24 protein-coding genes are annotated in these 21,916 nt (G+C 70.2%); 15 read left to right on the forward strand and 9 right to left on the reverse strand.

Annotated elements, in window-relative coordinates:
- The first annotated feature begins 189 nt into the window (after positions 1-189).
- The 6 genes from RJT50_RS00750 (at position 190) to RJT50_RS00775 (ending at position 4,906) form a co-directional block, all read left to right on the forward strand.
- Positions 190-993, forward strand: coding sequence for an alpha/beta fold hydrolase (locus tag RJT50_RS00750; RefSeq protein WP_313693148.1), 804 nt, complete (start codon positions 190-192; stop codon positions 991-993).
- Positions 994-1,089: 96 nt separating this feature from the next.
- The gene (locus RJT50_RS00755; protein ID WP_313693150.1) at positions 1,090-1,833 is read left to right on the forward strand and encodes a type 1 glutamine amidotransferase; all 744 of its coding nucleotides are present in this window, start codon (positions 1,090-1,092) and stop codon (positions 1,831-1,833) included.
- Between the two features lie 118 nt (positions 1,834-1,951).
- Positions 1,952-3,115 carry an acyl-CoA dehydrogenase family protein gene (locus RJT50_RS00760; RefSeq protein ID WP_313693152.1) on the forward strand — a complete coding sequence of 388 codons (1,164 nt, stop codon included), beginning with the start codon at positions 1,952-1,954 and terminating at the stop codon, positions 3,113-3,115.
- Positions 3,116-3,501: 386 nt separating this feature from the next.
- A complete protein-coding gene (locus RJT50_RS00765; RefSeq protein ID WP_313693154.1) occupies positions 3,502-3,792 on the forward strand; it encodes a DUF7853 family protein in 291 nt (96 codons plus the stop codon).
- A gap of 94 nt (positions 3,793-3,886) precedes the next feature.
- The gene (locus tag RJT50_RS00770) at positions 3,887-4,531 is read left to right on the forward strand and encodes a DUF7827 domain-containing protein (RefSeq protein WP_313693155.1); all 645 of its coding nucleotides are present in this window, start codon (positions 3,887-3,889) and stop codon (positions 4,529-4,531) included.
- Between the two features lie 54 nt (positions 4,532-4,585).
- The gene (locus tag RJT50_RS00775; RefSeq protein ID WP_313693156.1) at positions 4,586-4,906 is read left to right on the forward strand and encodes a 4Fe-4S dicluster domain-containing protein; all 321 of its coding nucleotides are present in this window, start codon (positions 4,586-4,588) and stop codon (positions 4,904-4,906) included.
- A 26-nt stretch (positions 4,907-4,932) separates the two neighbouring features.
- Here RJT50_RS00775 and RJT50_RS00780 read toward each other — a convergent pair whose 3' ends face one another.
- Entirely contained in the window at positions 4,933-7,068 is a 2,136-nt protein-coding gene (locus tag RJT50_RS00780; RefSeq protein WP_313693157.1) for a (Fe-S)-binding protein, read from the reverse strand.
- A gap of 278 nt (positions 7,069-7,346) precedes the next feature.
- On the opposite strand from RJT50_RS00780, the gene RJT50_RS00785 reads away from it, so the two are divergent.
- Both RJT50_RS00785 and RJT50_RS00790 read left to right on the forward strand, forming a co-directional pair.
- Positions 7,347-7,946, forward strand: coding sequence for a conditioned medium-induced protein 4 (locus RJT50_RS00785; RefSeq protein WP_313693159.1), 600 nt, complete (start codon positions 7,347-7,349; stop codon positions 7,944-7,946).
- Positions 7,947-8,473: 527 nt separating this feature from the next.
- The gene (locus RJT50_RS00790; RefSeq protein WP_313693161.1) at positions 8,474-9,148 is read left to right on the forward strand and encodes a CRISPR-associated protein Cas4; all 675 of its coding nucleotides are present in this window, start codon (positions 8,474-8,476) and stop codon (positions 9,146-9,148) included.
- Here the strand turns inward: RJT50_RS00790 and RJT50_RS00795 are convergent, their stop codons facing one another.
- From RJT50_RS00795 to RJT50_RS00805, 3 genes are read right to left on the reverse strand one after another with little or no spacing between them, the layout of a single operon-like run.
- Positions 9,149-9,784 carry an L-threonylcarbamoyladenylate synthase gene (locus RJT50_RS00795; RefSeq protein ID WP_313693163.1) on the reverse strand — a complete coding sequence of 212 codons (636 nt, stop codon included), beginning with the start codon at positions 9,782-9,784 and terminating at the stop codon, positions 9,149-9,151. It abuts the gene before it with no gap.
- The gene (locus tag RJT50_RS00800) at positions 9,785-10,318 is read right to left on the reverse strand and encodes a redoxin domain-containing protein (protein ID WP_313693165.1); all 534 of its coding nucleotides are present in this window, start codon (positions 10,316-10,318) and stop codon (positions 9,785-9,787) included.
- Positions 10,318-10,617 carry a glutaredoxin family protein gene (locus tag RJT50_RS00805; protein ID WP_313693167.1) on the reverse strand — a complete coding sequence of 100 codons (300 nt, stop codon included), beginning with the start codon at positions 10,615-10,617 and terminating at the stop codon, positions 10,318-10,320. Before RJT50_RS00805 ends, RJT50_RS00800 begins: the two co-directional genes overlap by 1 nt.
- Before the next feature lie 124 nt (positions 10,618-10,741).
- Between RJT50_RS00805 and RJT50_RS00810 the strand changes: the two genes are divergently transcribed.
- Positions 10,742-12,148 (forward strand): hemolysin family protein, encoded by a 1,407-nt coding sequence (locus RJT50_RS00810; RefSeq protein ID WP_313693168.1) that lies wholly within the window; start codon positions 10,742-10,744, stop codon positions 12,146-12,148.
- A gap of 42 nt (positions 12,149-12,190) precedes the next feature.
- Here RJT50_RS00810 and RJT50_RS00815 read toward each other — a convergent pair whose 3' ends face one another.
- Together RJT50_RS00815 and RJT50_RS00820 are read right to left on the reverse strand one after the other, a co-directional pair.
- Positions 12,191-13,387, reverse strand: coding sequence for an inorganic phosphate transporter (locus RJT50_RS00815; protein ID WP_313693171.1), 1,197 nt, complete (start codon positions 13,385-13,387; stop codon positions 12,191-12,193).
- Positions 13,388-13,449: 62 nt separating this feature from the next.
- Positions 13,450-13,608 carry a DUF7859 family protein gene (locus tag RJT50_RS00820; RefSeq protein WP_313693172.1) on the reverse strand — a complete coding sequence of 53 codons (159 nt, stop codon included), beginning with the start codon at positions 13,606-13,608 and terminating at the stop codon, positions 13,450-13,452.
- A 404-nt stretch (positions 13,609-14,012) separates the two neighbouring features.
- On the opposite strand from RJT50_RS00820, the gene RJT50_RS00825 reads away from it, so the two are divergent.
- Both RJT50_RS00825 and RJT50_RS00830 read left to right on the forward strand, forming a co-directional pair.
- Entirely contained in the window at positions 14,013-14,462 is a 450-nt protein-coding gene (locus RJT50_RS00825; protein ID WP_313693174.1) for a TRAM domain-containing protein, read from the forward strand.
- A 75-nt stretch (positions 14,463-14,537) separates the two neighbouring features.
- Complete coding sequence (locus RJT50_RS00830; protein ID WP_313693176.1) at positions 14,538-15,026, forward strand: Tfx family DNA-binding protein; 489 nt, start codon at positions 14,538-14,540, stop codon at positions 15,024-15,026.
- Positions 15,027-15,048: 22 nt separating this feature from the next.
- On the opposite strand, the gene RJT50_RS00835 is transcribed toward RJT50_RS00830, so the two are convergent.
- On the reverse strand, positions 15,049-16,170 hold the full coding sequence (locus tag RJT50_RS00835) for a mannose-1-phosphate guanylyltransferase (protein ID WP_425499696.1): 1,122 nt from the start codon (positions 16,168-16,170) through the stop codon (positions 15,049-15,051).
- Positions 16,167-16,478 (reverse strand): DUF7091 family protein, encoded by a 312-nt coding sequence (locus tag RJT50_RS00840; RefSeq protein WP_425499697.1) that lies wholly within the window; start codon positions 16,476-16,478, stop codon positions 16,167-16,169. The genes RJT50_RS00835 and RJT50_RS00840 overlap by 4 nt, the downstream gene beginning before the upstream one ends.
- Positions 16,479-16,672: 194 nt before the next feature.
- Here RJT50_RS00840 and RJT50_RS00845 point away from each other — a divergent pair, with 194 nt between their 5' ends.
- From RJT50_RS00845 to RJT50_RS00855, 3 genes are all read left to right on the forward strand, one after another.
- A complete protein-coding gene (locus tag RJT50_RS00845; RefSeq protein WP_313693179.1) occupies positions 16,673-17,602 on the forward strand; it encodes a replication factor A in 930 nt (309 codons plus the stop codon).
- Positions 17,603-18,205 (forward strand): RPA family protein, encoded by a 603-nt coding sequence (locus RJT50_RS00850; RefSeq protein WP_313693180.1) that lies wholly within the window; start codon positions 17,603-17,605, stop codon positions 18,203-18,205.
- A 355-nt stretch (positions 18,206-18,560) separates the two neighbouring features.
- Positions 18,561-18,956, forward strand: a complete 396-nt coding sequence (locus RJT50_RS00855; protein WP_313693181.1) for an SRPBCC family protein — start codon at positions 18,561-18,563, stop codon at positions 18,954-18,956.
- 579 nt (positions 18,957-19,535) lie between these two features.
- Here RJT50_RS00855 and RJT50_RS00860 read toward each other — a convergent pair.
- Positions 19,536-20,816, reverse strand: a complete 1,281-nt coding sequence (locus RJT50_RS00860) for a CobW family GTP-binding protein (RefSeq protein WP_313693182.1) — start codon at positions 20,814-20,816, stop codon at positions 19,536-19,538.
- Between the two features lie 226 nt (positions 20,817-21,042).
- Here RJT50_RS00860 and RJT50_RS00865 point away from each other — a divergent pair, with 226 nt between their 5' ends.
- Positions 21,043-21,876: a hypothetical protein gene (locus tag RJT50_RS00865; RefSeq protein WP_313693183.1), complete on the forward strand. Its 834-nt coding sequence runs from the start codon at positions 21,043-21,045 to the stop codon at positions 21,874-21,876.
- Positions 21,877-21,916: the final 40 nt, after the last annotated feature.

Here is a 21,916-nt window from a genome sequence, read left to right on the forward strand (position 1 = left end):
CGGGGGCTGTGTGGTATCGGGTCGCTTTCGCGGATAGGTGTTTCCTTCCGCGTCGCGCGTGCTCGGACCGGTCCGCGAACCCGTGCTCGTGGGCACGGTTTCCGGTCGGCGCCGGCTCCACGGAACGGGAGGAACCGGACGAACGCGACCCGTCGAATACAAGCCCTCGGAACCGAAACCACGGCTCCAGTGCCACACGCGCGAAACGGCGACACGGAACTCTACTACGAGACCGACGGCGACGGGTACGCCGAACCCCCGGACGACGACCGGTCCGGCACGACCGCGGTCACGTTCGTCGGCGAACTCGGCTTCGGCCCCTGGCAGTGGGGCTGGCAGCACGCCGCGCTCGCCGGCCCCTACGAGGCCGTCGTGCCGGCGACCCGCGGAACGGGCGACTCCGACGCGCCGCCGGGACCGTACTCGGTGGAGACGCTCGCGGCGGACCTCGAGGCCGTGCTCGCGGACGCCGGGGTCCGTTCGACGCACCTCGTCGGCGTCGGTCTCGGCGGGATGGTCGCGCTGACGGCCGCGCTCGGCTCCGACCGGATCCGGAAGCTGGCGCTCGTCGGCACCGCGGCGTACGGGGACGGGCTCAACCCGGAGCCGCTTCGGCCGGACCGGGACGGCCTCGCGGCGTTCGAATCCTCGCTCGACGCCGTCTTTTCACGCGAGTTCGTCGACGCCCAGCCCGACGCCATCTCCCGGATCGCGGAGTGGCGCGCGGCTGAGGACGCCGGCCCGGAGGCGTGGCAGGCGACCCGGGCCGCGCTGGACGCGTTCGACGTCGCCGACCGCACGTACGAGGTGACGAACGAGGCGCTCGTGCTCCACGGCACCGCGGACGCCGTCTGCCCCCCGGCGAAGGGCGAGGAACTGGCCGACGGGCTCCCCCGCGGCGAGTTCGTCCCCGTCGAGGGTGCCGGCCACCTGGCGAACGTCGAGCACTCGAAGCTCGTGAACGATCGGCTGCTTGCCTTTTTCGGGGACTGAGTCCCCCTCGATCCCGGCGGTCGGCGCGTCTTCGGAACGCCGGCGGCACCTGCCAGCGGCGCAAGGCACTTGCCGCGCGCCCGCACAGTTCCGGCAATGACTCGACTGCGGTTCGCGCTGCTGAACGCGGCCCACGCGGACGCGAACACGGCCCGGAACTTCCGCCGGGAGCTCGACGCCGACCTCGCGGAGTTCGACGTGAACGCGGGACGGCTCCCCGAGCACTTCGACTGGGACGGCGTCGTCATCACCGGCTCGCGCTCGTCGGTGTACTGGGACGAGGAGTGGATCCCGCCGCTGGTCGACTGGACCGCGGAGGCGGCCGAGCGCGACGTGCCCATCCTCGGCGTCTGTTACGGCCACCAGGTGCTCGCGGAGGCGCTCGGCGGCCGCGTCGCGGGGATGGACGGGTTCGAGATCGGCTACAACGAGATCGAACGCCGCGGGGGGGACGACCTGTTCGCGGGCATCGACGAGACGTTCTCGGCGTTCACGACCCACGGCGACGCCGTCGTCGACCTGCCGCCGGGCGCGACGCCCCTCGCGGAAAACGAGTTCGGCGTCCACGCGTTCCGGGAGGGGAACGCCTGGGGCGTCCAGTTCCACCCCGAGTACGACGAGGCGACCGCCCGCGAGGTGACGGAGGGGAAGCGCGAGCGCATCGGCGACGAGGCGGTCGAGGCGGTGCTCTCCGACATCACGCCGGGGAACTACGAGGCCGCCTGCGAGGCGAAGACGCTGTTCGAGAACTTCACGTCGTACGCGCGGTCGGTTCGGGACGCGGGCGAGGGGACCGACGGCGCGGAGGAAGCCGAACGCGACGCGGGCGTCGGGGCGTAGTCGGTCCGAGCGGCGCGACCGGCCGAGCCGCCGCCAGGCCGGGCGGATTCGGCGGGCTCGCCGTCGAACCGGCAGGTGTTGCGATTCGCTTTTCACCCAGCGTTCCCGACCCTCCCTCATGCTCGATTACGTGGGTCTGGAGGCGGACCTCTCGGCCGAGGAGAAGCTCATCCGCGACACCGCCCGGGAGTTCGTCGCCGACGAGGTCCAGCCGGAGATCGCACGACACTACGAGGACGGCACGTTCCCGACCGAGCTCATCCCCGAGATGGGCGAACTCGGCTTCTACGCGCCGAACCTGGAGGGGTACGGCTCGCCGAACGTCTCCGAGCGAGCCTACGGCATCCTCATGCAGGAACTGGAGGCGTGCGACTCGGGGCTGCGCTCGATGGCGTCCGTGCAGGGCGCGCTCGTCATGTACCCCATCCACGCGTTCGGCAGCGAGGCCCAGAAGGAGGAGTGGCTGCCCGCGCTCGGCCGGGGCGAGGCGGTCGGCTGCTTTGGCCTGACCGAGCCCGAACACGGCTCGAACCCCTCCGGAATGGAGACGCGCGCCGAGCGCGACGCCGACGGCTACGTGCTCAACGGCTCGAAGACGTGGATCACGAACTCCCCCATCGCCGACGTGGCGGTCGTCTGGGCGCGCGACACCTCGGCTGACGACGACCCGATCCGCGGCTTCCTCGTCGAGACGGACCGGGACGGCGTGACGACGAACGAGATCCACGAGAAGCTCTCGATGCGCGCGTCCGTGACCGGCGAGATCGGCCTCTCGGACGTGCGCGTCCCCGAGGAGAACGTCCTCCCGAACGTCGAGGGGATGAAGGGGCCGCTCTCGTGTCTCACGCAGGCCCGGTACGGCATCGCCTGGGGCGTCGTCGGCGCGGCTCGTGACTGCTTCGAGACGGCCCGCGAGTACCAGCTCGACCGCGACCAGTTCGGCGGCCCCATCGCCCGCTTCCAGATCCAGCAGAACAAGCTGGCCGAGATGGCGACCCAGATCACGCTGGCCCAGCTGCTCGCCTACCGGCTCGCGGACCTGAAGGAGGACGGCCGACTCCGTCCCCAGCAGGTGTCGATGGCCAAGCGGAACAACGTCCGGATGGCACGGAACCAGGCGCGGGTCGCCCGCGAGATGCTCGGCGGCAACGGCATCACGACCGACTACTCGCCGATGCGTCACATGAGCAACCTGGAGACGGTGTACACCTACGAGGGCACCCACGACATCCACTCGCTCATCCTCGGGCAGGATCTGACCGGGATTGCAGCCTTCGAGTAGCTCCGGCAACTCGTCCCGTTGGAATCACGGTCAGTTCGACCGGCATCGCCGCCTTCGAGTGACGCTCCGATCCGGACCACCGACTGTTCGTCCGACTCCCGGCCCGGTCCGTCCGACGGCCGGCGACCGGTCCACCGATCGCCGGCGCGCGCCCGATCACCTGCGAACCGGCGAAAACTGCCCCGATTTCGAAACTGGCCCGTGAGGTTCGGATTCGACGGATAGGCCCCGGCTACTCCCGCTACGAATTCGGTAGCCGGCTCGTATCGGAACGGTATAAAACGTGTAAAATCGGGGTAACAATGGGCTAAGACGGCCGGTTCTCACAAAACGACGCGAACGGTGTTCACCCCTCAAGTGCGTCCCGGCAGAGACGGCGAGTCGAGATGCCGGCTCCAGTCAGAGACGGAACGACGCTGCTCGAAGTCAGCCGGGAGGAAGCGTGGGTCGTCCACGCCGCGCTGATGGAACAGCTCAGGACCGCCGCCGCCGACCGGGACCCCGACGCCGTCGAGGTCGACGCCCTCGACCGGCTGGACGACGCCCGCGATCGGTTCACCCTCGAGCAGGTCAGGGCGATCCGGGACGCGCTCGTCGAGTACCTCGTCGACGCGCCGCTCCGCGACCGACAGCCGGGACGACGGGCGCTCCGCACCGCGGACTCGGCGCTGAACTGACCCCGCGCTGAACTGACCCCCACGCGCGGGCAACGGCCACGTCCCCACGGTCGCCCCGCGAAATTTTAACCCCGATGGCGCGCGACCTCGGAATGTGTCTCCCCCGCTCGCCGGGCCGCTCCTCCGCGCGGTCGCCGTCGCGTGCCTCCTCGCGGGCGCGGTCGGCGTCGCCGCGGCCCACCCGATCGTCCTCGTCGAGGACCGATCGCTCGAGGTCGCCTCCGGCAAGGCGGTGGAGATTCCGCTGGTGTTCCACGACGTCGGCAGAACGAGCCTGACGGTGACCGGCGCGGACGGGTTCGAACTCGCCGCGACGGTCCTCGATTCGGACCGCGACGGCTCGGTCGCGGTCCGCTTCGACACGGCGGCGGCGGGCGAGGGCGACGCGAGCGCCGCGCTCTCCGCGGAGGGCGGCGCGGTCCGGAACGCGACCATCGCCGGCTCCTCGGGCGACGGACTGGGGTTCGGCGAGTACAGGGTGACGGTCCAGCCCCCGAACGGCGGCCGTGACGCCGGAACGATCCGGGTCACCCCGGGGGAACGGACCGCGACGCCCGACGCGACCGGGTTGGCCGACTCGACGGGTGCCCCCTCGCCGACGGCGACCGAACCGCCGGGAGCGTCCGGTGACCGCGAGGGGCGCTCGCTCCCCTGGCCGCCGAGCCTGCTGCTCGCGCTGTTCGGCCCCGCCGTCCCCGTCGTCGCGCTCGTCGGGGCGTCCCGGCTGGAGGCGGGGTGACGGGGAACCGCCGAGCCCGCACGCCTTTTGTACGCGACAGCGCAACCACGGACGATGGGAATCGATCCGAATTTCGAGGAGAGCCGCGAGCGGGTCGGCGAGGAGAACGGCCTCGACGTGTGGGGCCCCGTCGACGAGCCGGAGCAACTCGGCATCCACGGCAGCCACGTCGCCGTCGACTACGACATCTGCGTCGCTGACGGCGCCTGCCTCGAGAACTGCCCGGTCGACGTGTTCGACTGGGTCGACACGCCCGGCCATCCGGCCAGCGAGACGAAGGTCGAGCCGACCCGCGAGGACCAGTGTATCGACTGCATGCTCTGTGTCGACATCTGCCCGGTCGACGCCATCGACGTGGATGCGTCGCGGGCCTGACTCGTCGGCGAGTTGGTGGTCGCGTGTCAGTCCGCGGCCGTCGGCGACGCGTCCCCCGCCGCATCGGTCGCCACCGCACCCTTCGCCGCCAGTGCCTCACAGAGCAGTTCCGCGACGTCGATCACCTCGATGTCGTCCTCGAAGTCGCCGGTCTTGCGGCCGTCCTCGTACATCGTCCCGCACATCGGGCAGGCGACGACGAACTTCTCGACGGCGGCGCCCGCGTCGGTGTCCTCGAGCGCCTCGCGGAGTCGCTCCTCGCTCGGCTTCGGGTCCTCCTCGAAGTCCATCCAGAGGCCGCCCCCGCCGCCGCCACAGCAGAACGAGTCGGCGCGGTTGCGCGGCATCTCGGAGAGTTCGACGCCCGTCGCGCGGATCAGTTCGCGGGGTGCCTCGTACACCTCGTTCATCCGGCCGAGGTGACACGGGTCGTGGTAGGTGGCGACGTAGTCGAGTTCCGTCCCGTCGAGGCCGAGCCGTCCCTGCTCGACGAGGTTCTCGACGACCTCCGTGTAGTGGAACACCGGGTCGTCGAACTCGCTCACCTCGGGGTACTCGTTCCGGAACGTGTTCATCGAGTGGGGGTCGGTCGTGACCACCTTCTCGAACGTGGACGACTCGAACGCCTCGACGTTGTCCTCGACGAGCATCTCGAACAGGCCCTCCTCGCCGACGCGGCGCACGTCGTTGCCGTCGTGCTGCTCGTCCTCGTAGAGGATGCCGTAGGAGACGCCGGCGCGCTCGAACAGCGTGGCGAGCGAGCGGGCGACCCGCCGGTTGCGCTCGTCGTAGCTCGGATACTCGCCGACGTACCAGAGGAACTCGACGTCCTCCTCGCGGGCGTCGGGCACCTCGAACTCGAGGTCGTCGGTCCAGTCCGGGCGCTTCCGGGCCGGGTCGCCGAAGGTGTTCCCGTTCTGGAACACGTTCATCATCGCGTCCTGGACCATCTCGTCCATCTGGCCCGTCTCGGTCAGCCGGCGGTTCATCTGCGTGAACTCCGGGACGTGCTCGATGTCGACCGGGCAGGCGTCCATGCAGGCCATGCAGGACATGCACGACTCCATCGTCTCCGCGGCGACGACCGAGTCGCCGCCGTCGGCGACGATCTCGACCTCGTCGGTCCGGCCCGCGTCCAGGTCCTCGCGGTAGGACTTCAGGTCGAGGATGACGTCGCGGGGGTCCAGCGGCCGGCCGGAGGCCTTCGCGGGACAGACGGACGAACAGCGGCCACACTTCGTGCAGGCGTCCTGGTCGAGAATGTGCCGCCACGAGATGTCCTCGATGGAGCCGTAGCCGATCTCCTCGGGCCCCGCGTCCTCCGGCACGCCCGGCAGGCGCACGCCGGCCTTCTCGTCGCGGGTGACGACGTTGGCGAAACTGGAGAGCATGTGGAACGGCTTGGCGGCCGGGACGTACGCGATGAACGCGAACGCGAGCAGCGCGTGGCTCCACCAGGTCCAGTGGTACAGCGTCTCCGCGAAGCCGGGACGGAGGCCGAGTTCCGCGAAGGCGCCGGCCAGGAAGAAGCCGACGAACGACACCCGCTCGAAGGCGATGAACTGGACCCCCGACGCGGTAACCTCGGCGGTGCCGACGATGCGGAACGCCTCCAGCACGTAGCCGCCCGTCCCGAGCAGGAACAGCGTCCAGACGAACGCGTCGTCCTCCAGCGACGTGTGTTTCCCCCAGAGGCGGCCCTCGCGGTGGCGGTAGCGCCGCCAGATGGCCATGCCGACGCCGACGACGAACAGCAGGCCCATCGCGTCCATGACGAACGAATACGAGAGGTAGAAGTCGCCGACGAAGAACGAACTGCCGGTGACGGGCCGCCAGACGTCGATGTCGAAGCCGATGATGGCGGTGCCGATGAGCAGCGTCAGGAACCCCCAGAGGATGAACGCGTGCATCACGCCGGCGTACGGGTCGCGGTCGAACTGCCCCCGGTTCGAGAGGACGACTCCGGCGGCGTCGAGGACGCGCCCGGGGAGGTGGTCGAGGCGGTCGAACCAGTCCTCGGTGCCCTCGGCGTAGCGGGCGAACCGACGGTAGGTGCCGTAGAGGAAGAACAGGATGGCGACCGCCGCGAGGAAGTAGAAGACGGCCTTCCCGACCGGACCGACCGTCCAGAACGTCTCGCGAGTGACCTGGTCGGTTTGCATACGAACACGCCGGCGGGCGGCGTGGTTAAATCTTCTCACACGGGAGAGAACGCGCGGCGTGGGCCCGGAGACGTCAGTCCCCGTGCTGGCCGGACGCGGCGTGACGGCTCCCCCGTGTCGCCGCCTCGCAGGGGCCCGCAGGTCACGCCCGGTCGGCTTCGACGGACGACGGCCGTGGAGGCGACAGACGTCGGAGCGCTAACCCCCGAATTTGCCGCGCTCAGGCGCGCTACCACCCCCAGTAGGCTTTTGTATCGCGGTCGCGTTCTCACCTATCCATGGACGAGAAGACGGCCGAGCTCCGGGACATCTTCATCGACGCCACCGGTTCGGACACGGTGACGGAGAACCAGGAGGAGTCGCCCGGCTCGCTGGCGGACGAGTCGGCCGACGACGGGGGCCGCGTGCGGGAGCTCGTCGCAACGATGCGCGAGCGCTACGAGTTCGCGTCCGACCTCCCGGACGAGGCCATGGAGACGGTCGTCCGGCTGTACCACGACGGGGCCGACGACGCCTCCATCGCCGACGACCTCGACGTCGGCGAGGCCAAGGTGTTCGACGCCCGGATGGACCTCCACCTCGTGCGGGAGGCCGACCGCGACGCCCCGGTCGGGATGGAACTCCTCAGGTCGATGTACGTCGAGGAGTTCCCGCTGGCGGAGATCGCGGACCGGTTCGACAGCGACGAGGGGACGATCGAACACTACCTGTCGGTCGTCGAGGCCGACCTGGAGTCGACCCGGGCGAACGATCGCTTCCGGGACGAGTTCGCCGAACTGCTCTCCGATGCGGATCTCTCGGGCGGGCTCACCGACGAGGCCCACGAGGACGGCCTTCGGGAGGCGACCGAGGACATGGAGACTGACGTTTCCTTCTGAAGCGACCTCTTTTGACGGGGGTCCTCCTCCTTCGGGCGGCTTCGCCGGTGGCGAAGCCGCCCTCACTCGTCGAACCCCCGCAAAACCCGTCGATGCCGTGGGATTCCGAAGGAATCCCACTGCTGACGGGAAATCTTCGATTTCCCGTAATGCCAAAATTCCGCGAGTAACGGTCAGCGCGGCTTCGCCGCGCCTCCCTCGCTCGCGGTACGATTGCTGGTGAAACCGCATCCGGTCGATCGACCTCGATTACTCAGCTCACCCACGGCAAGTCGCTAGCGGCGACACCTGCGGTAGTCACCAGTGACCGTACCGTGAGGGAGGGAGGCCGCAGGCCGATCGAGCGAGCGGCGTTTCGGCATGAACGGGTTTGCGGGGTTCGACGAGCGAGCGAAGTCGTTCGAGAGACGCCGGAGGCGACTCTCGTGATGACGAAACGCGCGAAGCGCCTTTCGAACCACGAGCGAGGACCCCCGCAAAAGAGGTTCAGGTGAAGGTTCAAATACCAGAGCGGGACCACACCGCCCATGCCCGCCGCCGACCTCGTCGCGTTCTCGGACCTCGCCAGGGCCGCCTACTGCCCGCGACAGCTCTACTACGTCCGGCGCGAGGACCGGGAACCGCCGAGCGAGGCGACCGAGCGCATCGACCTCGCGTTCCGATACCCCGAGTTGCGTGCGGCCGACGACGCGGCGTTGCGGACGGAGCCGGTCGATCGTCCCCCCGACGAGTACCGTGGGGCGATGGACCTGCTCGCCGGCCGCGAGGAGTGGGCCGACCTGACCGACCCGGCGGCGACGCGGACGCTGCTGGAGGGGAAGGACTGCCGCGGGATCGCCCACAAGGTGCTCGAACCGGACGACGAGTCGCCGGTCCCGACGATCGTCTCCCCCGGCGATCCGCCCGAGCAGGGGGTCTGGGAGCCGCAGGCGGTCCGCGCCGTCGCGGCCGCCAAGGCGCTCGCGTGGGAGCGTCAGCGGGAGGTCCCGAGGGCGTTCCTCGAGTATCCGACCCACGGCGTCGTCCGGGAGGTTCGGCTCACCGTTCGCAAGAAGGCGACATACCGGCGCGTGCTCCGAACGGTCACGACGATGGACGGTCCGCCGCCGCGGCTCACGGGCAGCGACAAGTGTGACTCGTGCCACTATCGGGAGCAGTGCGGGGTGAAGACGCGGAGCCTGCGCTCGTGGCTCGGCCTCTGATCAGGGCTCGCTGGCGAGCCACTCGCGCACGGCGTCCGACCGAAGCCCGGCGCGGTGGATGACCCCGCGTTCGGGGTCGACGACGGTGCTCTCTCCGCCGGGCACCTCGCCGCCGTCGAGGACGACGTCGACCCGCTCGCGGACGTCGGCGTCGAGCCGTGAGACGCGCCGCACGCTCCCCGCGCCCGAACGGTTCGCGCTCGTGGCCGTGACGGGGCCGGCCGCCCGCGCCAGCGCCCGCGCCGTCGGGTGGTCGGGTACCCGCACGCCGACACGCTGACGACCGCCGGTGATCGCGTCCGGGAGGTCCGATCCTCGGCCGACGACGACCGTGACCGGACCGGGGAGGAACGCCCGCATGAACCGCTCGGCGCGGTCGTTCGCCTCCGTTGCCGCCAGCGCCGCGTCCACGTCGGCGAACGCGACCGAGAGGGGCTCGTCCCGTGGACGCCCCTTCGCCGTGAAGACGTGGTCGACGGCGTCCGGGTCGGTGGCGTCGGCCGCCAGCCCGTACACCGTCTCGGTCGGGTAGACGACGAGACCGCCGGCGCTGATCGCCGCCGCGGCCGACTCGACGTCCGAGTCGGCGGCGGATTCGTCCTCCTGGCCGGCCGGATCGGAGTCGGGGTCGGTCATCTACAGGTCGTCGATGCGGGCCTCGACCTCGGCGTAGTCAGGGAAGTCGGGCCACTCGCTCGCGACCCACGCGTACTCGACCGTCCGCTCCTCGTCGAGCAGGAACACCGCCGGTCGGTGCTCGGTGACGCCCGCCATCCCGTCGAGGTCGTGTTCGATGCCGTACTCCGCCGCCACGCCGGCTCCGGGATCGGAGAACAGCCGGTAGTCAATCCCGCGCTCGGCCGTGAACGTCTTGTGCTCGTACGGCGAGGAGATGGAGAGGCCGACGACGGTCGGACCGTCGCTTCCGGCACCGTCGTCCGCCCCCCGACCCCACCCGCGGTCCCGGATCTCGTTCCAGACGTACGTCGCCGGGAACGCGCCGTCCATCGGGAAGGCGACGAGTGCGACCGGCCCCTCGGCGGTCAGCTCCGAGAGCGACGTGTCGGTCCAGTACTCCTCGGAGACGAGCGGTCGGGTGAAGTCCGGCGCGGTGTCGCCCACCTCGGGGTGGTCGGTCTCCGGTAGCTGCACGACCTCGAAGTCGGGCATCAGTCGGCACCTCCGGCGGCGCCGGCCGCGCCGGACGCGGCCGCCCCGTCGCCGTACGTGTTCTCGAGGTACTCGACGATGTTCGCCGACTCGGACATCGTGACGCCGGTCGTCTCGTCGACGATGGCCGGGACGGTGCGCTTGTTCGTGAGCCGAGCGACGGCGTTCCGGTCCGAGTGCATCGGTTCGACGAACCGGGAGGCGTACGCGAGGTCGAACTCGTCCAGTTTGTTGACGACCCGCTCACAGTACGGGCACGCCTGGAGCCGATACAGCGTGATGGCCGGTTCCTCCGACATGGGTGACCTGTAGGGGCGGGTGGGCCTAACGTCTTCGCCCGAGGAAACGTGGGACAGCGGACTCAGACCGGTGCATCCGGGAGGACAACGCTTAATTCAGGGGGACGACAAAGCCTCGTATCGTATGGGTTTGTCGACGGAATACGCCTCTCTAGTGGCTCACGCGCTCCTCCAGGGGAGCGGGATCATCGGGTCGTTCCCGATCAACGATACGACGATCACCATCGGCGGAGCGATCGCCATCGTCATCCTCATCGCGCTCTCCGGGTTCTTCTCCTCCTCGGAGATCGCGATGTTCTCGCTCGCCAACCACCGCGTCGACCACCTCGTCGAGAGCGGGAAGCGCGGCGCGCGGACCGTCAAGAGCCTGAAGGAGGACCCCCACCGCCTGCTCGTGACCATCCTGGTGGGCAACAACATCGTCAACATCGCGATGTCCTCGCTCGCGACCGCAATCGTCGGCATCTACTTCGACCCCGGCCCGGCCGTCCTCATCTCGACGTTCGGGATCACGTCGCTAGTGCTCCTGTTCGGCGAGTCGGCACCGAAGAGCTACGCCGTCGAGAACACCGAGTCCTGGGCGCTCCGCATCTCGCGCCCGCTGCAGTACTCCGAGTACGTCCTCCTGCCGCTTGTCGTCACCTTCGATTACCTCACGCGGCTCGTGAACAAGGTCACCGGCGGGCGCTCGGCCATCGAGACCCAGTACGTCACCCGCGACGAGATCCAGGACATGATCCAGACCGGGGAGCGGGAGGGGGTCATCGAGGAGGACGAGCGCGAGATGCTCGACCGCATCTTCCGGTTCAACCGCACCATCGCCAAGGAGGTGATGACCCCGCGGCTCGACATCAACGCGGTCCCGAAGGACGCCACCCTCGACGAGGCGATCGAGACCTGCGTCCAGGCCGACCACGAGCGCGTCCCCGTCTACGAGGGGAACCTCGACAACATCGTCGGCGTCGTGAACGTCCGGGACCTCGTCCGGGCGCGCTACTACGGCGAGGGCGACCAGACGCTCGCCTCGGTCGTCCAGCCGACCCTGCACGTCCCCGAGTCGAAGAACGCCGACGAACTGCTGGAGGAGATGCAGGAGTCGCGGATGCAGATGGTCGTCGTCATCGACGAGTTCGGCACCACCGAGGGGATCCTCACGCTGGAGGACATGGTCGAGGAGATCGTCGGTGACATCCTCGAGGGCGACGAGACGGAGCCGTTCGAGTTCGTCGACGACCACACCGCGATGGTTCGGGGCGAGGTGAACATCGACGAGGTGAACGAGGTGCTCGGCATCGACCTCCCGGAGGGCGAGGAGTTCGAGACGCTCGCGGGCTTCGTGTTCAACCGCGCCGGCCGCCTCGTCGAGGAGGGCGAGGAGATCGAGTTCGGCAACGTTGCCATCCGCATCGAGCAGGTCGACAACACCCGCATCATGCTCGCCCGGGTCACCATCACCGAGGAGCCGGAGGAGGTCGGGACCGACGACGACCTCGACGCCGAAACCGGCTCCGAGCAGGAACTCGAGAACTGAGGACGGCCGGCCCGGCGACGTTCTCCGGGCCGTCGCTGCCGCCTACAGCACCGCATCCACGGCGACGAACGCGCCGTAGCCGACGCCGAACGCGAGCACGAGCGAGCCGACCCACGCGAGCACCGTGTACAGCATCTTCCGGGTGCTCACCCCCGCGCCGCCCGCGGCGTAGCCCGAGCCGACGATGGCGCTGACGATGATCTCGTTGAACGAGACGGGGATGCCGAACGCGACGGCGGTCTGGGCGATGGCGAAGCTCGGGATGAGCGCCGCGATCGACCGGCGCGGCCCGAGGCTGGAGTAGTCCTGCGCGAGCGCCTTGATCATCCGCGGCGCCCCCGTCCAGGAGCCGGCGAGCAGGCCGAGGCCGCCGCCGACCAGCACCGCGAGCAGCGGGACCGCCAGGTTCCCGTCGAGCAGCGGGACGAGCGGGCCGATGGCGAGTCCCACCTGCGAGCCGCCGGCCGAGAAGGCGACGAGGCCGCCGAGCACGAGCAGGAAGTGCCGCTGGCCCGCTTCCGGGTCGCGTGCGGTGTCGACGTGCAGCGCCACGGCCGCGAGCGCGGCGAGCGCGAGCGTGACGGCCACCCAGCCGGCGTCGACGCCCGCGAGGGTCGGGAGCGGGAGCCCCGCCGCGAGCACCCCCGCGATGGAGCCCTGCTCGCCGGGCGGGCCGAGGACGGTGAAGCCGACGTTGACGACGAGCGCGCCGACGACGCCGGCCAGCACGGAGGTGAGCGCGCGCTCGGGGATCGACTCGGCGCGGAGCAGCCTGGCCGTGACGTACGCCGCCCCGCCGCCGAGAAACGGCGTGGCGACCCAGAGCGCGGCGATCTCGCGGTACTTCGCCCACGCCGGGTCGCCGCCGAGCGCGAGGCCGACGCCGACGACCGCGCCGGTGACGGTGAACGCGGTGGCGATGGGGTAGCCCGCGAACACGCCGACCGCGACGAGTGCGGCGGCGGTGACGAGGCCGACGATGGCCGCCGTGGCGGTGATGGAGACGCCGACGATGAGGTCGTTGCCGACGGCCTCGGTGACGTTCGCGCCCTGGAGCACCGCGCCGAGGAAGCCGAGCAGGCCGACGACGAGGCCGGCGCGCATCACGGAGATGGCGTTCGCGCCGACTGCCGGGGCGAATGGCGTCGACCCCGAGGAGCCGGCGCCGATGGCCCAGGCCATGAAGAGCGAGGCGAGACCCGCGACTCCAAGCGTCGCCAGCGTGGCGGGGTCGACCATACACGGGCCTCGCGTGGGGTCTACAAGTGACTGTCCCTGTCGAGTTCCGGGCCGCGGGGTCGTTACCCGTCGCGCTGGCCGGACTCGTACCCCTGCCTCGCGTTGACGAGGATCCGGCGGACGAAGAGATAGGCGCCGAGGACGAGCGCGAGGAGCACGACCAGGATGGCCGTGAGGACCGGGTTCGCCGCGACGGCCTCGCCGACCAGGTCGAGTATCATGTGCGGGGCTCGGTCGGACCGCGGCAAAGGCGTTTCGGGTGTCGTTCCCGCTCCCGACGGCTACGTCGGAGTTGGCTGATCGCGTGCCGTTGCCGGCCCGTCGGCGAAACCGTTGGCATCAGGGGAGCGGTCTGCGTCCGTTTGCGGCCGGCGCGCGTGACGCGAACCCCCATCGCTGGGGTGAGCAGACGCGCGCGAGGGACGGGCACCGGAGCGAGCCTGCGAGCGAGGAGCGCAATCGGCTGTTCACGCGACCGGAGTCGTTCGAAAACCTCCGATTTTCGTGATTCGATCCCCGACCCGACCCACCGCGCTCACTCACCGCAGTTCGTCGATATCCCGGACCACGGACCGCCAGTCAGCCAGACGGAAGCGTTTAGACGGCCGGCCGGCTACCTCCCGGTATGCCGGACTGTCCACTGGCGGACGACTGCCCACGTTTCTCCGAGCGCATCAACGGAATGGGCTGTCAGCACTACGGCGACCGCGGCGGCGCCGAGTGGTGCAACAACTACGACATGCCCATCTCGGACCTGAAACAGCAGCCGGTCAAGCCCGGCGAGGAGGTCGTACTCGACGTGGAGGACATCCACGAGAGCGGCGCCGGCGTCGGCCGGACCGAGGACGGCTTCATCGTCATGGTCGACGGCGCGCTGCCGCCCTCCCGGGTCAGGGTCCGGATCGACCGGGTGAAACACAACCACGCGAAGGCGAAGGAGATCGTCGAGAAGCTCCCGATGGACTCGGACGACGAGGGCGGCGAACTCGACGAGGCCGACCCCGCCGCCGGCGCGGACGACGGGGAGAAGGAGGAACAGCGGCTCGGCTCGCGCGACAACTTCTGGGGCTCGTAGGGCGCGAGCGTCCCGGAAGCCGCACACTGACAGTCCGAACTATCCCTTTTTGCCCCCGGCGGCCCCAGGGCAGGTATGGCCGACTCCCAGGGGGACGCCGACGCCGTCGAGGTCGACGTCGACGAGGTGCTCGACGGCGCCGGCTTCGATCCCGAGTCGAGCGTGCTCACGCGCCGGCAAGCCGAGGTGCTGGCGCTCCGGGAACGCGGCACCCGGCAGGCCGACATCGCGGCACTGCTTGGCACCTCCCGCGCGAACGTCTCCAGCGTCGAGGCCAGCGCCCGCGAGAACGTCGAGAAGGCGAGCGAGACGGTCGCGTTCGCGGAGGCGCTGGCGGCCCCGGTTCGGGTCGAGGTCGAGTCCGGCGCGGACCTCTATGACGTCCCCCGGCGCGTCTTCGGGGCCTGCGACGAGGCCGACGTGAAGGTGAACCACACCGCCCCCGGGCTGATGAACCTCGTGAGCGAGGAGGCCGGCACCGCGGTCCAGGGGCGACAGGTCGTCGACCCGATCCTCGTCGGCGTCACCACGGGCGGTGCCGTCCGCGTGCGGCGATCCGAGTAGTTCCCCGCGGCACCGACGCTAGTCAGAACTTCCCGTCCCGTTTCAGCCGCGAAACCACCTCCCGCACGCGCTGTGTCTCCCCCTTCGGCACCACCAGCACGCGGTCGTCGTACGCGACGACACAGAGGTCTTCGACGCCCACGAGCGAGACGTGTTTGTCGTCGCCGGCGACGACGTTCCCCACCGAATCGAGCGTCAGCGCGTCCGCCGCGAGCGTGTTGCCGTCCGCGTCGCTGCCAAGTACTCGTTCGAGCGCGTCCCACGAGCCCAGGTCGTCCCACTCGAAGTCGGCCGGCACGAGCGCGGCGTCCGCTGCCCGCTCCATCACCGCGTAGTCGACGCTGATCGGTTCGACGGCGTCGAAGCCCGCGTCGGGGTCCGGGTCCTCGGCCTCCAGCGCATCGACGAGCGGCGCGAGCGGGGTGTCCCGGGCGGCCGCGAACAGCGCCGATGGCGTCCAGGCGAAGACGCCCGCGTTCCAGCGATAGCCCGCCGCGACGTACTCCCGGGCCGTCTCGGCGTCCGGCTTCTCGTGGAACGCGGCGAGGTCGCGGTAGCGGTCGCCGCCGTCACCGCGGTCGTCGTGGTCGCACCCGTCGCCGCCGGTGGTCCGCTTCGCGCCCGGTTCGACGTAGCCGTAGCCGGTGGCCGGCCGCGTCGGTTCGACGCCGAAGGCGACGAGCGCGTCGGCGTCGGCCGCGACCCGGACACCCCGGAGCATCGTCGCCGCGAACGCCTCGGCGTCCGGGACGTGGTGGTCCGCCGGGAGGCAGACGACCACCGGCTCCGTGCCGCCGTCCCCGTCGGCCCCGCTTGCGACGCGTTCCCCGGCCACCCACGTCGCGTACAGGAGCGCCGGTCCGGTGTCCTTGCCGGCCGGCTCGACGACGATCTCGGCGTCGGGTGCGTGTTTCGGGATCTCGTCGGCGAACTCGGGTCGCGTGGCGACGAGGACGCGGTCGGCGAAGTCGGCCCTTGCGACGGTGCGCGCGAGGAGGCTTTCGTCCCGGCCGCCGCCCGCACCGCCTCCGAGCGGGAGGAACTGTTTCGGCCGATGGCTCCGGGAGGCCGGGTAGAGCCGCGACCCGGTTCCGCCCGCCAGAACTACGGCGACGACGGGGCGGTCGGGTGTGGGTTCGCTCACCACGTCTGGACCCGCCCGCCGCGGACGTCCTCGGCACAGCCCTCGCAGTCCACGTTGCCGGCCTCGAAGCAGTCCGGGTGGCCCGCCGCATCGAGGGCGACGGCGCGCTTCTCGGCGTAGCGCCGGCAGACGATCCTCGCGTCCCCCTCGTCGTTCGCGGGGAGGCCGAACTCCGCCGGGTCGGCCAGGTCGGGCGTGCCGGCGTCCGTCCGCCCCTCGCGGTAGGCGTCCCTGCTTCGGGCGTACTCCCGGCCGGCCTTCCGGGCCTGCTGGCGCAGGACGCGGCGGAGGCGGTCGGTCAGCGTCATGGCCGACCCTGCGCCGGCCAGGGACATAGGTCCGTTGCCGTCGGGGCGTGCCGGCGAGCCCGCTCGCTCGCGGACCCACTCCGACGCAGTACCCGTGTTCTGACCACTTCCCCCCGCTCCCGGAGTCTTAAATAGGATAGCGCACCAACCGGCGTATGCCTCCCACCGAAAAACTGAGCGGAGGCGAGAGACCCATGGCAGATTTGCAAACCCAGGCGGAAGAGATACACGAGCAGTTTTCGGACCATCTGGACGTCCCCGTCGAGGAGGTCGAGGAGAAACTCGACGCGCTCGTCACCGAGTACAGCGTTCCCGTCGAGGAGGCGCGCCGCAGCGTCGTGAACTCCTACCTCGACGAGGCGGGGATGGAACGCGACGAACTCGGCCCCGGCGGGGCTGAAGAGGCGCTCGTCGGCGAGATCGACGAGGACGAACGGTGGGTCGACCTCCGGGTGAAGGTTGCGGACCTCTGGGACCCCGGCCACGATTCCATCGCGCAGGTGGGCCTGCTCGGCGACGAGTCGGGCACCATCAAGTTCGTCGCCTTCGAGACGAGCGAACTCCCGGAACTCGAGGAGGGCACGAGCTACGCGCTGGGCAACGTCGTCACCGACGAGTACCAGGGCAACTACTCGGTGAAGCTGAACAAGACGACCACCATCACGGAGCTCGACGAGGAGATCGAGGTCGGCGACGACTCGACCGAGGTCGAGGGTGCGCTGGTGGACATCCAGTCCGGCTCCGGGCTCATCAAGCGCTGCCCCGAGGAGGACTGCACCCGGGTGCTCCAGAACGGCCGCTGTAGCGAGCACGGCCAGGTCGACGGCGAGTTCGACCTGCGAATCAAGGCCGTCCTCGACGACGGCGAGTCCGTCCAGGAGGTCATCTTCGACGAGGAGGCGACGACCGACCTGACGGGCATCACGCTCGAGGAGGCCAAGGAGATGGCACAGGACGCCCTCGACACGACGGTCGTCGGCGAGGAGATGGCGGACCAGGTCGTCGGGCGCTACTACTGCGTCCGCGGGCCGACGTTCGGCCGCTACGTGCTCGTCGACGAGTTCGAGACGCTGGCCGGGCCGGCGGATGCCGAGGACGTGCTGATCAAAGCGAGGTCGATGTAGATGTCAGGAAACGTTCCCATGCGGGAGGTCGCCCGACGGGCGTTCGCCCGCGAGTACAACGACGCCAGCTACACGTTCAAGGAGTCCGACGACGAGCGCGCGCCGCTCTACTTGCTCCTCCCGACGGGGGAGCGGGCGAACCGCGTGTTCCTCGTCGGCACGCTCACCGAGAAGGAGGACGTGGGCGAGGACAGCGAGTACTGGCGCGGCCGCATCGTCGATCCGACTGGCACGTTCTTCACCTACGCCGGGCAGTACCAGCCCGAGGCAGCGAGCGCACTCCGGGAACTGGAGCCGCCGGCCTACGTCGCGGTGGTCGGCAAGCCGCGGACGTACGAGACCGACGACGGCAGCGTCAACGTCTCGGTCCGGCCGGAATCCATCTCGGCGGTCGACGCCGAGACCCGCGACCGCTGGGTCGTCGAGACGGCCCGCCGGACGCTCGAACGCGTCGAGGCGTTCGACGACGAGGGCAACGAGTACGCGCTGATGGCCCGCGAGGAGTACGACCTCCCGATGGAGGAGTACACCGACGCCGCCATCGCCGCGCTCGAATCGCTCGACGCCGGCGACGAACTCGAGGAGGAAGAGGCGCCCGCGTAGGTCCGGTTCGGATCGCGCGACGTACGACTCCGCGTTCCCCCCACGCGGTTTTTTTTTCGAACCGGCCGGCGGCGGGTTCGGACGCTTCCGGATGCGGTGGTGCGCGTGACGGCGAGCCCCCCTGTGGGGCTCGCAAACGCGTGCGAGGGATGAGACGCGCAGCGAGCGTGCGAGCATCGCAATCAGTTGGGGAGGGTGTGGCCTGTAATCACCGCCAGCGACAGTAATCTGCTTCACAGCGAACCCCGCAACGACGCTCGGCGGATCTACCAACTCCGTAACCCGTCGACGGAACTGAACGACATCACCGACGAACGCCCACTCCCTTTTCACCCCGGGGGTCCAAGCCCGGCGCATGCGAGACGTCGAAGTCACGCGGTTCGTCGCGTCGTCGCCCCCGGAGGTACGCCGGAGCCTCACGCCGACGGCCGTCGTCGACGCCGAGGGGAGCTTCGACGTCCGCGAGGTGACCGAGACCGACGACGGGACCGTGCTGACCGCCGGCCGGATGGGGATGGAACTCACCTTCCGGTTCGAGGAGCGGGACGACGGCCTCGTCTACGAGCAGGTCGAGGGGCCGCTCTCGACGCTCGAAACCACGATCACGGTCCGGCCGAAGAACGAGGGCGCGGAGCTGGTCGCCCGATCGACCGTCGCCGTGGGCGGTCCCGACGTCGTGGACCGACTGGCCGCCTGGAAGCGACGCGGCGAACTGGAACGCGGGCTGCTGGTGCTCTCCAAACGGGTCTGACCCGACGTCGTCTCGGCCGAGCGCGGTGATGGTCCATCCGTGCCGATTCGGCCGTGCACGGACCGCGGACGACCGCTCCTGAATTGAAGTGGCACGCGACGAGAGATCGGGCATGGGGCTCGTTAGCACGGTCGTCGAGGCGTTCGCCGCCTCGACGCAGTCGGCGAACCGCGGCGAACCGCGGCGAGGGCGGCGAGGAGACCTCGGCGGGAGCGTACTGGTGTCACGACTGCGGCGAGCGGATTCGCGACGCCGACGTCGAGGGTGACACCCCGCCGGCGTGCCCCGACTGCGGCGACGAGATGGCGTTCGAGTGCTCGGCCGCGTCGACCGGCTGCGCCTGCTGATGGCCGATGAACCTGAACCTTCTTCACGGAAATCCTCTCTCGCTCGCTTCGTTCGCTCACTCGTCGACCCCCTGCAACACCCGTTCATGCCGAGGGATTCCTTTGGAAGCCCACTGCTGACGGAATCGAAGCTTTCCCGATCAAACTGCCCCGAGCGCGGTCGGCGCGGCGAACTCGCCTCCCCGGGTCACGGTACGACTGCTGGTGGCACCGCCGTCGGATTGCCGCACTCCTACAGCGCGATCGGATCGTCCGTCAGTTCCGGGAACGGGTTGTCGAACGACTCCCGGTCCTGGTCGAGTTCCGTCTCGGTGAGCAGGCAGTCCTCCAGCGCCGCCCGGACCGCCGGCTCGTCCATCTCGCGGCCGATGACGACCAGTTCGGTCCGCCGGTCGCCGAACTCCTCGTCCCACTCCACGTCGGGGTTCATCCGGCGCTGCATCTCCCGGCGCGACTCATCCATCGCGGCCATCCACTGCCGGTCGGGTTCGACCCGAACCGAGGGGCCGGCCTGACCCAGGAACAGCGCCGTCTCGTCCCGCCCGGCGACCCAGATGGTCCCCTTCGATCGGATCACTGAGTCGGGGAGGTCGCGGGCGAACGCCGCGAAGCGCTCGGGGTGGAACGGCCGGCGCGCGCGGAAGACGAACGAGTCCACGCCGTACTCCGACTGGGGCGTGTGGCGGTCGTGGTCGGCGTGGTCCGCGTCGCCGTCGTGTTCGCCGTGTTCGTCGCTGCCGCCCTCGCCGTGTTCGTGCCCATCGTCGCCGTGGTGGTGCCCCTCGGCGTGTTCGGCCGCCCGCTGCCAGGCGGCCGTCTCGCTCACCGTGTCCACGTCGAACAGCCCGGTCCCGAGCAGTTTGCCGGGGTCGACGGCGCCGTGGGTCGTCCGGACGATTCGCGCCCGGGGGTTGAGCGATTCGAGCAGGTCCTCGGTCCCCGCCAGCGCCGCCTCGTCCACGAGGTCGCACTTGTTCACGAGCAGCACGTCCGCACACTCGACCTGCCCGACGAGCAGGTCCGAGATGGGGCGCGTCTCGCCGTCCCGGCGTTCGGCCTGGCCGGGTCGCTTCCGACGAAGGTCCTCGGTCGTCACGAGGTCCTCCTCCGCGAGCGTCTCGCGGAACGTCTCCGCGTTGACGACGGTCGCGAGCGTGTCGAGGTCGTAGGGAGCCGAGGCGGCACCCGTGGTGAACAGTCGTGCGACCGGGGCCGGCTCGGAGATGCCCGACGACTCGACGACGAGGTGATCGAACTCGCGTTCGCGGGCGAGTTTGCTCACCGCCACCTCGAGGTCGTCCCGGAGGTCACAGCAGATACAGCCGTTCGAGAGCTCCGCGACGCCGTCCGCGCCGGCCTCGACGCGCTCGGCGTCGACGTTCACTTCTCCCATGTCGTTGACGAGGACGGCGATCCGTCGCCCCCCGGGGTTCGAGAGCAGGTGGTTCAGCGTCGTCGTCTTCCCCGCCCCGAGCGACCCGCTGAGTATCGTCACCGGCGTCCCGCCGTTCATGTGTGGGACAGTAGCGTGGCCTACACTTATCAACCACGTTCCCCGGCCGCCGACGCTGGGCCGGCGCTGTGCCAACGCTGTGCCGACGCTGGGCCGGCACTGTGCCGGCACTGTGCCGGCGAACCCTCGTGGTCCGGTCAGCGACCGTTCGACGCGACCGCGTCGAGACCGGTCGAGCGCGTAAGATGCAGGTAACAATGGCCGAAACCGCAGTAGGAGGTCCCACATGCGAGCGCCATCGAACGAGTTCCAGCCGTACCTCGCACCGGACGAGTCGCTCATCGACGCCGGTTCGGGGGCGCTCGTCACCGACGCGTATCGCAGAGAGGGGTCCATCGGCGTCACCGACCGCCGCCTGCTGTTCGTCTCCGAGGACGGCGAGTACGTGGACGTTACGCGGGCGGGCATCTCCTGGATCCGGAGCCAGCCCCGGACGTCGGTTTCGGCCCGGAGCCTCAGATGCCGGGGACTGGCGGTCGGCGGCGCGCTCGTCGCGCTGGTCGGCTTCCTCGCCGCGGCGGCCCTGACCGGGAGCGTCCTCGGCGCGGCGCTCGTCCTCGGCAGCGTCGGCGGGTTCGTGCTCGCGGAGTCCGTCCGGAGAACCGGCGTCGAGGCCATCCGGAACGCGGTAGCGAGGGTCGAACGACGACTCCCCGACGGGCTCGACCGGCCGGACTGGCTGGCGGACGCCGACCGGGTTCGGCAACGCGCCGTCGGCCGAGCGACCGACGACCGGCAACTAGTCGTGCTCGGCATCTGCTGTCTCGCGCTGGGCGCGCTGATCGGCCCGGTCGCGCTCGCCGGGAGCCTGGCCGTGGTGCCCCTCACGCTCGTGACGCTCTGCGGGCTCGCGGCGGCCGAGTACGCCGCTCGACGCGAGCGGGAGCTGAAGGACGTCGGCGGAACCCGGCGACACGAGCGGGAGGTGGACATCCACCTCGTCGGGGGCAACACCGTGCGCCTCCGGGTCGACTCGGCCGAGCGGATCGACCACGCGCTGAGCAGGGTTCTCGGCGGCCGGAGGAACGAGCTCCCGGACCCGGCGTCGCGTCGGGCCTGATGGCCCCCCGGCGCTTCGAGCCGGACGGCCGTCGGCGACG

It is taken from the genome of Halobaculum sp. XH14 (assembly GCF_032116555.1).
GTDB classification, from domain to species: domain Archaea; phylum Halobacteriota; class Halobacteria; order Halobacteriales; family Haloferacaceae; genus Halorarum; species Halorarum halobium.